The sequence below is a fragment of the Marinilactibacillus sp. 15R genome, from assembly GCF_001895285.1.
Lineage (GTDB): Bacteria > Bacillota > Bacilli > Lactobacillales > Carnobacteriaceae_A > Marinilactibacillus > Marinilactibacillus piezotolerans.
The window spans coordinates 53970-66915 of record NZ_CP017761.1 but is presented as its reverse complement, the minus strand read 5'-3'; the positions used below and the strand labels follow the sequence as shown (position 1 = coordinate 66915).

Sequence of the window (12946 nt, the reverse complement as noted above, 5' to 3'; positions counted from 1 at the left end):
CTAGAGTAATATTGATAAGTGAATTTTGGTATACTGGAATAAATGAATAGATAAGGAAGCGAACAAGTGGAAGATTTACTTAGAAATGATGAACGAATCGATCAACTGATGCAGTATGACCTGAAGATTATTCAAAGTCCCACTGTTTTTTCGTTTTCATTAGATGCGGTACTTTTAGGAGATTTTGCTCAGGTTCCAAGACATGATCGCGCGAGTATAATGGATTTGTGCTCAGGAAATGGAGCAATCGCTTTGATGTTGAGCCAAAAGACAAAGAGCTTAGTAACAGGGGTAGAAATTCAGGAGCGACTAATTGATATGGCGAATAGGAGCATCCGCTTAAATAGGCTGGAAAGTAAAGTTAATATGATTCATACAGACGTCAATGAAATAAAAAATTGGATCAGACATGACTCAGTGGATGTGGTGACTTGCAATCCTCCATATTTCAAACATACAAAGGAAAGTGCCAAAAATCCTAATCAGCATCTGGCAATCGCTAGACATGAGCTCTACTTGAATTTGCAAGAACTTATGAAAGCGACTGCTTTTTTATTAAAAACAAAAGGAAAAGCATATTTTGTGCATAGACCGGAACGGTTTCTTGAAATTTTAGATGCTATGCGAGAAGTTAATCTCGTACCAAAGCGAGTCAGATTTGTTTATCCCAAAGAACATAAAGAGGCTAACATGCTGCTGATCGAAGGAATAAAAAATGGCAAAGAAACTGGATTTACGGTTCTTCCACCATTATATGTATTTGATCAGCAAGATGAATATTTACCAGAAGTTAGAAGGATGATATATGGAAGCAACAGAAAAGAAAGCTAGTTACTTTTATGTACTGCTTTGTAAAGATGATACACTTTATGGTGGGTATACAACAAACCTGGACCGTAGACTGAAAGAACATAATACCGGCACAGGTGCAAAATATACACGTCCAGCTTATAGGAGACCTGTACGAATGATTTATGCAGAAAGCTATGTTTCCAGAAGTGAAGCAACAAAAGCTGAAGCAGCATTCAAGAAACTGACGCGTAAAAATAAAGAATATTATTTAAAAAGAAATGGTGTATCGATTCCATTTAAGGACCAGTTAAATCGAATCATCAATAATACAGAGGAGTCCAATGATGCAGACACAGAAGAGTTTTGAAACAAGTGAAAAAGGCATTCTCTACTTAATTCCTACTCCGATTGGAAATCTGGAAGATATGACGTTTAGAGCGATTCGTTTATTAAAAGAAGCAGATATTATTGCGGCTGAAGACACTAGAAATACACAAAAGTTATTGAATCATTTTGAGATAGAAACAAAACAAATCAGTTTTCATGAACATAACTCTAAAGAAAGAACGACTCAATTAGTAGAAAGAATGCTAGCTGGAGAAACAGTGGCACAGGTTAGCGATGCCGGAATGCCATCAATTAGTGACCCGGGAGTTGACTTAGTGAAGTCAGCTATAGAAGCAGGAATAGCTGTTGTTCCATTACCGGGTGCAAATGCTGCCTTACCTGCTTTAATTGCCTCTGGAATCGCACCACAGCCTTTCTGCTTCTATGGATTCTTATCAAGAAAGAAAAAGGATCTACAGTTAGAACTGGAAAATTTGAAAAATCGTCAAGAAACACTGATTTTTTATGAATCACCTCACAGATTGAAAACGATGTTGGAACAAATGGAACCTGTACTTGGATCTGAACGTAAAATTGTTCTAGCGAGGGAATTGACGAAGCGATATGAAGAATTTATTCGTGGTTCAGTTTCTGAAGTATTTAAATGGGCACAGAACGAACAGATTAGAGGGGAATTCTGTATCATTGTAGAAGGAAATAAAAGCCCTGATTTAGATGAACAAGAGGCGGAATGGACAAACTGGACATTAAAAGAGCATGTTGAAAAAATAATCGACAAGCAGGACGTAACGAGTAAAGCAGCTATTAAAAAAGTGGCGCAACTTAGAAATGTACAAAAAAGAGAAGTTTATTCTGCTTATCACGAGTTATAAATACTAGATAGTATTCTTGAAAAAGATACAGTATAATATAAATAAATGAAGGAGGCTATTTCAATGAAAAAATGGACTAGATTAGTGGCATTTTTAACTATTGGAGCTACTTTAGCTGCGTGCAGTAATGACACAGAAGAGTCAGCGATGGAGCCGGAATCTGAGCAAACTACGAATACTGAAACAAATGTAAATAATGACTATCAAACAATGCTGGACCAGGCAAAAGTGCAATATGATGCAGAAAAATTGGATGAAGCAGCTGGAACGCTATCTCTTTTATTGAAAGAAGATTTGACAGAGTATCCAGATATTCAGTCAGAAGCAGAAAGCTTATTAGAAGAAGTGAATTTGACCCAAGCCGAACAAGCAAGGGAAGTGGCCAGTGCATCTTCAGATAAAACTGAATATCAGACAGAACGTCAGTCAAGTGTACTAGGAGAAGAGTATCTGGCTGCTACAGGTAAATCTATAGAAGATGCAACAGATGAAGAGCTGGGTAATTGGCTAGCTGAAAAAGAAGAAAAAGCTGAAGCAGAAACTAATTCTGAGGAAACTGCTACAGAAGAAACTGAAACACAAGATCAAAAAACATTTGCCACAGATAAAGAAGCAGAAGACTACGCTTTTACCCAATCTGTAGATCGTCTAGAATTAAATAACGAAAATTATTCAATCTTTGTAGATAGAACAGATAATCAATGGGTTTCTATTGAGGTAAGAGAAACCGTAAAACAAGACGGAGTAGAATGGTCTAATTTAATTGGGTTATATCGATATGACTTGCAGACTGACTCTATCGAAAAACTGGATTCAGTAACTGGAGAATATCAGGATGTTGAATAGCCATACTTCAATTAAAAAGGATATACCGATACTAGGTATATCCTTTTTTTATCTTAAAAATACGACATCATAGAAATTTTACAAAAGCTATGTCATAATATTAAAAAAGGGGTGGAAGAAATGACTCAAACAATTTTGACATGGCGTAACCTTACAGCGCAGCAAGAAGAAAAAATAAAAGAATTAGCACCTGATTATAAACTGATTTCTTCACTTGAAGAAGCAGATAATCTAGAAGATATAGAGGTAGTATATGGTTGGAAAAGTGAAGATGGGAATAAACTGATCGACCATTCAGCGAATCAGGTAAAATGGATACAGGTGGCTTCTGCTGGCGTAGATTATTTAGACCAGGAGAAATTGAAGAAACAAGACATTTTGCTAACAAATTCAAGCGGAATTCACTCGAATGGTATTGCAGAGTCTGTCTTCGGAATGTTACTTAATTATACAAGAGGAATGGATATTTCTTTAAAAGCACAATTGAAAAGTGAATGGATATCAGTCGACACATTACTAGAGTTAAGTGGTAAGACAATGATAATCGTGGGTACTGGAGAGATTGGAAAACAAACTGGTAAAGTTGCTCATGCTTTTGATATGAAAACGATTGGTATCAATCGCAGTGGTGGTGAAGTGGAGCATATGGATGAACAATATACCCAGGATGATTTAGAGAATGTAATTGGACACGCAGATATTGTAGTGAATATTCTTCCGATGACAGATGAAACTGATAAGTTGTTTGATAAAAATTTATTTAAACAAATGAAAGATCAAAGTATATTTATTAATGTCGGTCGTGGTGGAACAGTAGATACAGATGCTTTACTGGAAGCATTGGACTCTAATATTGCTTATGCCGGATTGGATGTATTTCACGAAGAACCCTTACCAAACGATCATCCACTTTGGAATCGTGAAGATGTATTGATTACGCCGCACATTGCTGGTAGATTAGAGGATTACAGTAAAAGTCTCTTTCCGATATTTGAAAAAAACTTAAAAGCCTACGTGAACGGAGAAGAATTACCTATTAATTTAGTAGATTACTCTCGCGGCTATTAAGCACTGCTAAACAATGATATATTTAATAAAAGTTTAAACGATTGTGCAATTACTGTTTCTATAGTAATTGCACAATCGTTTTTTGTTTTGAATTTTATAAATAAAAAAATGTATAAATATACTTAAAATGGCGATTTAATTTATTAAACAGTGCAAAATATTCAAAAAAGATAATAAAACAGTTGACATAGAAAATTGGCTGATGTAGACTACTTCATAACATCAATGAACAAGAGAGTAGATGAGATACTTTCATAAATGCCTATGGCAATCAGCGAGCCGATACAGAGTGGAAGATCGGCATGAAAAACTCATTGAACCGCACTTGGAAGATGCTGTTTTGAATCGTACTGTCTGGGACAAGTAAGGTCTGGGCAGGAGAAGGAGAAACAGCCGTCATACAGCGTTAATGTACTGAGGTGGCAGACACCCGTTAGTAAATATTTGTCTGCAAGTAGAGTGGTACCGCGATTTAAATCGTCTCTGTGTAAAAACAGCAGGCGTTTTTTTTATTGTCTAGCTTCACACACCAACCCTTCGAGAAAAAGATAACGGCCTACGTTCCACATTTGTTACGCCTAGTACCATGTTCGTAATTCACTTTGTTCAAACGATCATGGCATCGGAGACTACTCTAGCTGCGCTCGTCTAGTACTCTATCCGTAATTCACTTCATTCAAACGGCTAGAGCAATTGCGCGGGATGCTTATTGACATAGCTGTTCGAACGGATGTGAGTTACAGATATGTTATGTCGACGACCTTTAGGGAGGTCGACGCTTCCTATGAGGTTTTAGATTTTCTTTTCAGGGCTGAACGGTGTACTTAGCTTTTCTTAATACACATTTTTAAAAATTAAAACAAAAATTAAAAAAAGGAGTATGCATCATGACTGACAAACAATACAAAAAAATCGTACTAGCTTATTCAGGAGGATTAGATACTTCCGTAATCATCCATTGGTTAAAGGCACATTATAACTGCGATATTATTGCAGTTACAGCTAATGTCGGGCAAGAAGACGAACTAGAAGGACTAGAAGAAAAAGCTTTGAAGACAGGTGCTTCAAAGTTTTATCTAGCTGAAGTGGAAGAAGAATTTGTTTATGATTCCATTTTTCCAACATTAAAAGCAGGTGCCATCTATGAGAATAAATATCTGTTAGGCACAGCAACGGCTCGTCCAGTCATTGCCAAAGCTCTCGTAGAAATAGCAAAACAAGAAGGTGCAGATGCCATTTGTCATGGTTGTACTGGAAAAGGAAATGATCAGGTTCGATTTGAGATGGGAATTAAAGCTTTAGCTCCTGAACTAGATATTATTGCTCCATGGAGAACGTGGGAAATCACTTCTCGTGAAGAGGCAATCGATTATGCAGAAAAACATGAAATCCCATTGAAGATTTCTCGTGAAACGAATTACTCCAAAGACAAGAATTTGTGGCACTTGTCTCATGAAGGGTTAGATTTAGAAGATCCATTGAATGAACCGAAGTATTATTCGATTTTAGAAATGAGTGTTACTCCAGAAAAAGCTCCAGATAAGCCAACATATGTAAGTATTGACTTTGAGCAGGGCGTTCCAGTAGCAATCGACGGAAAAGAACTAGGTGGCGTAAAATTAATCAAAGCTCTAAATAAAATTGGTGGAGAAAATGCTATAGGGATTCTGGATATGATAGAAAATCGTCTAGTCGGAATGAAAAGCCGTGGTGTATATGAAACACCCGGTGGAACGCTGCTTTATTTTGCACATGAGCAGCTAGAAATGATTACTTTGGATAAAGAGACGCTTCAATATAAACAAGAGCTGGCTCAGAAATATGCCAATATTATATATAACGGTCAGTATTTTACACCACTAAAGCAGGCTTTGGATGCATTCATAAATGAAACTCAACAGACTGTTACAGGCACTGTGAAGCTGAAATTATATAAAGGGAATGTGATTATTTCAAGTGTGGATTCACCCTATAGCTTGTATTCAGAAGCTTTTGCAACCTTTGATGACGACGATGTCTACAATCAAGGAGACGCCGCTGGATTTATCAATCTATATGGATTATCAAGTGTCATTCATGCTGAAATGAAAAAGAAGACACAACTCGCAAAGCAAGTAAACAGTAGCTTTATTTTGAAAGAGGAAGGAATTAAGGCATGAGCAAAATCAAAGTCGGTGTAATCGGAGCAAGCGGATTTGTTGGAGCTGAATTAACTGGTATCCTGCTCAAGCATCCAGAAGTAGAAATATCTGGGTTATCCTCCATAAATCATGTCGGAAAAGCAATTTCAGAATTGTATCCTGCTTTTACTGCTCAATATGATCAAAAGTTTGAAGAAAATGACACAGTAATTGATCGGTCAGACATCTTGTTTATATGTTTACCACATGGAGAAAGCGAAAATTTAGTCAAGCAGTGTATGGATCAGAACAAAAAAGTCGTTGACGTCGGCGCAGATTTTCGTCTGAAAAATCTTGATGTGTATAAAGAGTGGTATGGAGTGGACGTTGAATTTCCAGCACTACATGAGCAGGCGGTCTATGGGCTTCCAGAAATGAATCGTGAAGAAATTAAAAGGACAAAGTTAGTAGCTAATCCAGGATGTTATCCCACGAGTATATTACTGGGACTATATCCAGCGATCTCAAAGAAATTGGTTGATCCAGACAGTCTGATTATTGACGCAAAGTCAGGTGTGACAGGAGCGGGTAAAGCTCTCTCAAAAGGTACAAATTATGCAATGAAGAATGAAGGGTTTAATGCCTACAAAGTGGCGACCCATCGACACACACCAGAAATCGAAGAAAAATTGAATCTTATGGGAGCTGGAGAAACCAAGGTATCCTTCGTTCCGCACCTGCTACCAGTCAACAGGGGAATCTTATCCACAATGTATGTGGATATCTTAGATGGAGTCGATGCAAAAAGTATTCAGCCAACATATGAAAACTGGTACGAAGATGAACCGTTTGTAACGGTATTGAAAGCAGGCAAATTACCAGATATCAGCCATGTACAACATTCCAACCATTGTCAGATAGGATTAACAATAGACGAAAGAACCAATCGATTGATCATAGTCAGTGTCATTGACAATATGCAAAAAGGTGCTGCAGGTCAAGCAGTACAGAATTTCAATCTAATGTTGGGAATTGATGAAACTAAAGGACTGTCGATGGTAGCCCCATCGTTTTGAGGTGGAAAAATGGAAACCCTAATCAAACATAAAAAAGAAAATCAGTTTAAACTAATCCAAGGAAATGTATGTGCACCTCAAGGATTTATGGCTTCGGGAGTGCATGCGGGATTCAAAAAGAAAAGAAAAGACCTTGCATTGATCTATAGTAAAACAATCAGCAGTACAGCTAGTGTTTATACACAGAATAAAGTAAAAGGTGCTCCGATACAAGTTACCAAAGCACACAGTATAAACGGCAGAGCTCAAGCCATTATCTGTAATAGTGGCAATGCCAATACTTGTAACGCAAATGGAGAAGAAATTGCAAATGAAGTCTGTGCATTAGTTGGGGATGCGCTTGAAATCAAAAAAGAGGATGTTCTAGTTGCCTCTACTGGTGTGATTGGTCAGCCACTGAGCATCGAACCATTCAAGGATGGTATGAATGATTTAGTAGAACAGCTTGATGAAGAAGACGGGAGTGAAGCAGCTCAAGCCATATTGACAACCGATACCGATATAAAAGAATATGCAGTAGAATTTGAACTTGAAAATACAACTGTAAGACTCGGCGGGATTTCAAAAGGCAGCGGCATGATTCATCCGAATATGGCTACAATGCTTGGATTTATTACGACAGATTTAGCTATTGAACCAGAACTGCTTCAGATAACTTTAAAAGAGGTTGTAAAGGATACCTTTAATATGATCAGTGTGGATGGAGATACTTCAACAAATGATATGGTTACGATATTAGCAAACGGTGAAGCCGGGAATCAGCTGATTCAATCAGAAGCAGAACCTGCTCTGCAAGTATTTAAAGAAGCCTTGCATCTAGTGTGTATAGAACTTGCTATTGCAATTGCAGAAGACGGAGAAGGGGCGAGTACGCTAATTACCTGCAATGTACTAGAAGCAGCAGATAAATTGCAGGCAAAAGCAATAGCGAAACAGGTAATCAGTAGTAGTTTGGTCAAGACTGCAGTATATGGACGAGACGCAAATGTGGGTCGTTTATTATGCGCAATCGGATACAGCGATGCGGAGTTTGACTATCACAACCTGGATATTTATCTGAGATCAGAAAATTACCAGAGTGTCTGTGTGTGTGAAGAAGGTTCGACTGTGTCATTTGACGAAGTAAAAGCATTTGAGATTCTAGGAACAGATAGACTGAGTATTGATATTTATTTGTATGAAGGTAAAAGTCAGGCGACTGCCTGGGGCTGCGACCTCACATATGACTATATAAAAATTAATAGTGCCTATAGAACATAAGGTGTTTAGGCAAAAGAAGGAGCCAAGATGGATTCATTTGAAGTAGCAGAAATTTTAACCAATGCCCTACCTTATATTCAGCGATACGATCAGAAAATGGTCGTTATTAAATATGGTGGTTCAGCAATGCAGAATGAATCACTGAAAAAGGCTGTTTTGTCTGATGCCATGCTGCTGGCAAAAGTCGGAATCAATGTCGTTATCGTACATGGCGGCGGCCCGGATATCAATTACTGGCTCAATAAAGCAAATGTAGAAAGTTCATTCGTGAATGGACTTAGAAAAACAGATACTGACACGATGGAAATCGCTCAGATGGTACTTGCTGGAAAAATCAATAAAGACCTGACACGTATGATTCATTCTCTTGGCGGAAAAGCCATGGGAATCAGTGGTGTGGATGGCGGATTAGTCACAGCCAAACTCAGAGATCCTGAAAACATGGGTGCTGTAGGAGAAGTCACTAAAGTAAACACGCAAGTCATTGAAGATTTGGTGGAAAATGGATATATTCCAGTTATCGCCTGTATTGGAACAGATGAAAATGGTGAAATCTGCAATATCAACGGAGACGAAATGGCCAGCGGAATTGCTAAAGCCTTAGGAGCAGACAACTTGGTTCTGATGTCTGACATCCCTGGTGTACTGGAAGATGCAACGGATTCTACTACACTAATCAAACAGATTGAATTAAAAGAAGTAAATCATTTATACGAAAAAAATATCATCAGTGGCGGTATGATCCCTAAAGTCCAGTGTTGCACAGATGCAGTCAAACATTCAGTAAGACAAGCAGTGATACTAGACGGCAGGATTCCTCATTCATTAATCGTTGAATTTTTGACTGATAAAGGGATTGGCACATTATTCTATAAAAAGGATTGAATAGAAAGGAGTAAATGATGAATAGTATTGAATTGACAAATACGTATGTAACTCCAACGTATAACCGTATACCAATAGTATTTGAAAAAGCAGAGGGCTATTACATTTATGATCAGGATGGGAAAAAATATCTGGATTTCACAGCAGGAATTGGAGTGAACTCACTAGGATATCATCATCCAGATTGGGTAGAAGCTACACAGAAACAGTTAGGCCAACTGCAGCATATCTCAAACTTATACTACACAGAACCTAGCGCACAAGTTGCAGAAAAACTTTGCCTCCATACAGGAATGCAGCATGTACTATTCGTGAACTCTGGAGCAGAGTCAAACGAAATTGCGATTAAAGTCGCAAGAAAATATGGACATGAACAAAGCCCAAATAAACATAAAATTCTTACTCTAAGCAATTCTTTCCATGGCCGTACGGTAACGACTTTATCTGCAACAGGTCAGGATGCATTTCATAAATACTTTGATCCCTTTACGGAAGGATTCGAATTTATTGAAACGAACAATATAAAAGACTTGTATCAGAAAATAGATCAGACCGTCTGTGCCATTATGATTGAAATCGTGCAGGGAGAAGGCGGCGTTGTTCCGCTAGAGTCAGACTTCATCCAAGAAATAGCGGCCGTCTGTAAACAGAAAGATATTTTACTCATTATAGATGAAGTTCAAACAGGAATTGGTCGTACAGGAAAACTTTTTGCTTACGAACATTACGGACTTCAACCAGATATCGTTACGAGTGCCAAAGGACTCGGAAACGGTCTACCCATTGGTGCAGCTATTTTAGGAGAAAAAGTCAAAGATGTATTAGAAGCAGGGGACCATGGTTCTACTTTCGGCGGGAATCCAGTTGTAACAGCCGGGGCAAATGTTGTACTTGAAACCATCACACCCGCATTTTTAGAAAAGGTCCATGAAAACAGTCTCTACCTGATAGAGAAACTAGAAGGATTAGAAGAAGTAGAAAAAGTAACAGGATTAGGATTGATGATTGGGATAACCTTTAAGCATACAACAGCAAAAGAAGTTTTAGCTAAAGCAAAGGAGGAAGGAGTACTGTTTTTAACGGCTAAGGATAAATTACGCCTGCTGCCGCCTCTTATTATAGATAAAGCTGCAATTGATGAAGCAGTTAGCTGTTTAGACAAAGTTTTGAAAAAGGAAGAAGCGGAGGTCTTGAAATGAACCACTTACTAAAACTTTCTGATTTGACCAAAGAAGAATTGCTGTCTATTTTAGAGACTGGACATGACTTGAAGAAGAAGCTGAAGCATGGAATTGAAACGCCTTATTTAAAAGGGAAAACGTTGGGTATGATTTTCCAGAAAGCTTCTACTCGTACCCGAGTATCATTTGAAGTAGGGATGAGTCAATTAGGTGGAAAGCCGTTATATTTAAGTGCCAGTGATTTGCAGATGGGACGTGGTGAACCGATTGAAGATACAGCTCGAGTCTTGTCTCGTTATCTTGATGCAATCATGATTCGTACATTCAAACAGGAAGATTTAGAGTGCCTTGCGGAGTATGGTTCTATTCCTATTATCAATGGATTGACTGACTTGTATCATCCCTGTCAGATTTTAGCCGATCTGATGACGATTCAAGAAGTCAAAGGATCGCTTGAAAACTTGAAGTTTGCCTTCATAGGCGATGGAAACAATATGGCTAACTCATTGATCGTTGGATCCTTGTTGGCCGGAGCATCTATTTCGGTGGCCTCACCTAAAGGATATCAGCCGGATGAATTTATTCTTGAAACGTATGGTAAAAATCCTAAATTTACTTTAACGGAAAATCCATATGAAGCTGTCAAAGATGCCGATGTCGTCTTTACTGATGTCTGGGCCAGTATGGGGGATGAGTCCGAAGCAGGAAAAAGGAAACTGATTTTTCAGGATCTGTATCAGGTAAATACAGAACTCTTGTCTGTTGCCCAGCCAGATGTGATGGTCCAACATTGCCTGCCGGCTCATAAAGAAGAAGAAATCACAACGGAAGTATTTGAACAGTATGCGGATTATATTTTTGAAGAAGCTGAAAACCGTCTTCATGTTCAAAAAGCCGTTCTAGTTCATTTAATGGGGGTTCCAATGTATGCCAGCGAATTCAAATAAGATGTGGCAAGGTCGATTAGGCGGAAGCAGCGCAGTTGAAGTCGATGTATTTAATTCTTCCATCAGTTTTGACTATGTACTCTATGAAGAAGATACTACAGGCAGCATTGCACATGCTAGAATGCTGGGTAAACAGCAGATTATCTCTAAAGAGGATGAACACAGTATTGTTGAAGGTCTCCAAGGCATTCTGATGGATATAAAAAATGGAGACTTGGAGTTCGATCCGACTGCTGAAGACATTCATATGTTTATTGAAGCTGAGCTGACTGATCGTATTGGAAATGCGGGTAAAAAGCTGCATACAGGTAGAAGCCGCAATGATCAAGTTGCGCTGGATCTAAGGATGTACACAAAAAAGCAAATTGCTGAAATCAAAACGCAATTGCTGCAGTTTGAAAAGGTTATTCTAGATAAAGCGCAGACTCATATCCATACAATCATGCCCGGCTATACGCATTTACAGATCGCGCAGCCTGTTACGTTTGCCCATCATATTTTAGCGTATGGACAAATGATTTCAAGAGATATCAAACGACTAGATGAAGTAATAGAACATACAGACGTGATGCCCTTGGGAAATGGGGCACTGGCAGGAACGACCTATCCATTCGATCGTCAGTTTGTTGCGGATCAGTTAGGGTTCGAGAAAGTGACAGCCAACAGTTTAGATGGTGTTTCCGATCGTGATTTTGTGATGGATACTGTATATGCCTTAAGCATGATTATGATGCATTTGTCTCGTTTATCCGAAGAAGTGATCGTGTGGTGTTCTCAGGAGTTCCAGTTTATAGAATTGAATGACGCTTTTGCAACAGGGTCTTCCATTATGCCGCAAAAGAAAAATCCGGATGTAGCAGAACTGGTACGAGGAAAAACAGGTCGAGCTTATGGCAACCTACAGACACTGCTGACTATGATGAAAGGTCTTCCGCTTGCCTACAACAAAGACATGCAAGAAGACAAGGAGGCATTATTTGATAGTATTCATACAGTCAAAATTGCATTATCTGCTATGATCCCAATGATTGATACTATGGAAGTGAAAGCTGATCGCATGCGAGATGCAGCATCAAAAGGATTTATCAATGCGACAGATTGTGCGGATTATTTAACTAAAAAAGGTGTGCCGTTTCGTGAAGCATACGGAGTGATTGGTTCGTTAGTTCAAATGTGTATGAAAAAGGCTATCACATTAGAAGAAGTCCCGCTAGAAACCTATCAGTCATTACACTATCTGTTTGAAGAAGATATCTATGAAGCTATCGATTTAGATAACTGTGTAAACAAACGCAATATTGAGGGCGGCCCTTCAGCAAAAGCAGTTATGCAACAAATGGAACAGTTGAAAACACAACTAAATATTGATCCGAAACATTTACTTTAAATCTATTTTTAGTAAATGTTTTTTGCAGGAACAAATGAAACTTAGCAGATAAAATGCATATAGAGCCATAAAGCTTAGTATAAACCATTTATTATAACTTTCAGTAATATTATGCGACTAGCTGTAAAGTAACAAACTAATTCTTAGTATATAATTTGAAAATT

12 protein-coding genes and 1 other annotated feature are annotated in these 12946 nt (G+C 38.3%); all 12 genes read left to right on the top strand.

The window, feature by feature from the left end; translation table 11 throughout:
• The first annotated feature begins 108 nt into the window (after nucleotides 1-108).
• The 12 genes from BKP56_RS00300 to argH all read left to right on the top strand — a co-directional run bounded on the left by BKP56_RS00300 (nucleotide 109) and on the right by argH (nucleotide 12782).
• Entirely contained in the window at nucleotides 109-831 is a 723-nt protein-coding gene (locus tag BKP56_RS00300) for a tRNA1(Val) (adenine(37)-N6)-methyltransferase (protein ID WP_072695870.1), read from the top strand.
• Nucleotides 806-1159, top strand: a complete 354-nt coding sequence (locus tag BKP56_RS00295) for a GIY-YIG nuclease family protein (protein WP_072693138.1) — start codon at nucleotides 806-808, stop codon at nucleotides 1157-1159. Before BKP56_RS00300 ends, BKP56_RS00295 begins: the two co-directional genes overlap by 26 nt.
• Entirely contained in the window at nucleotides 1137-2012 is an 876-nt protein-coding gene (gene rsmI / locus BKP56_RS00290) for a 16S rRNA (cytidine(1402)-2'-O)-methyltransferase (RefSeq protein WP_072693118.1), read from the top strand. Before BKP56_RS00295 ends, rsmI begins: the two co-directional genes overlap by 23 nt.
• 63 nt (nucleotides 2013-2075) lie before the next feature.
• On the top strand, nucleotides 2076-2858 hold the full coding sequence (locus BKP56_RS00285) for a hypothetical protein (protein ID WP_072693116.1): 783 nt from the start codon (nucleotides 2076-2078) through the stop codon (nucleotides 2856-2858).
• Between the two features lie 120 nt (nucleotides 2859-2978).
• A complete protein-coding gene (locus tag BKP56_RS00280; protein WP_072693115.1) occupies nucleotides 2979-3926 on the top strand; it encodes an NAD(P)-dependent oxidoreductase in 948 nt (315 codons plus the stop codon).
• Nucleotides 3927-4142: 216 nt separating this feature from the next.
• Nucleotides 4143-4414, top strand: a binding site (T-box leader).
• Between the two features lie 399 nt (nucleotides 4415-4813).
• Nucleotides 4814-6085: an argininosuccinate synthase gene (locus tag BKP56_RS00275; protein ID WP_072693113.1), complete on the top strand. Its 1272-nt coding sequence runs from the start codon at nucleotides 4814-4816 to the stop codon at nucleotides 6083-6085.
• Nucleotides 6082-7122, top strand: coding sequence for an N-acetyl-gamma-glutamyl-phosphate reductase (gene argC, locus BKP56_RS00270; protein ID WP_072693111.1), 1041 nt, complete (start codon nucleotides 6082-6084; stop codon nucleotides 7120-7122). Before BKP56_RS00275 ends, argC begins: the two co-directional genes overlap by 4 nt.
• Nucleotides 7123-7131: 9 nt before the next feature.
• Nucleotides 7132-8382, top strand: a complete 1251-nt coding sequence (gene argJ / locus BKP56_RS00265) for a bifunctional glutamate N-acetyltransferase/amino-acid acetyltransferase ArgJ (protein ID WP_072693110.1) — start codon at nucleotides 7132-7134, stop codon at nucleotides 8380-8382.
• A gap of 27 nt (nucleotides 8383-8409) precedes the next feature.
• Complete coding sequence (gene argB, locus BKP56_RS00260; RefSeq protein ID WP_072693109.1) at nucleotides 8410-9267, top strand: acetylglutamate kinase; 858 nt, start codon at nucleotides 8410-8412, stop codon at nucleotides 9265-9267.
• Between the two features lie 17 nt (nucleotides 9268-9284).
• The gene (locus BKP56_RS00255) at nucleotides 9285-10466 is read left to right on the top strand and encodes an aspartate aminotransferase family protein (RefSeq protein ID WP_072693107.1); all 1182 of its coding nucleotides are present in this window, start codon (nucleotides 9285-9287) and stop codon (nucleotides 10464-10466) included.
• Complete coding sequence (gene argF, locus BKP56_RS00250) at nucleotides 10463-11395, top strand: ornithine carbamoyltransferase (RefSeq protein WP_072693106.1); 933 nt, start codon at nucleotides 10463-10465, stop codon at nucleotides 11393-11395. The genes BKP56_RS00255 and argF overlap by 4 nt, the downstream gene beginning before the upstream one ends.
• Nucleotides 11376-12782 (top strand): argininosuccinate lyase, encoded by a 1407-nt coding sequence (gene argH / locus BKP56_RS00245; protein ID WP_072693104.1) that lies wholly within the window; start codon nucleotides 11376-11378, stop codon nucleotides 12780-12782. Before argF ends, argH begins: the two co-directional genes overlap by 20 nt.
• Nucleotides 12783-12946: the final 164 nt, after the last annotated feature.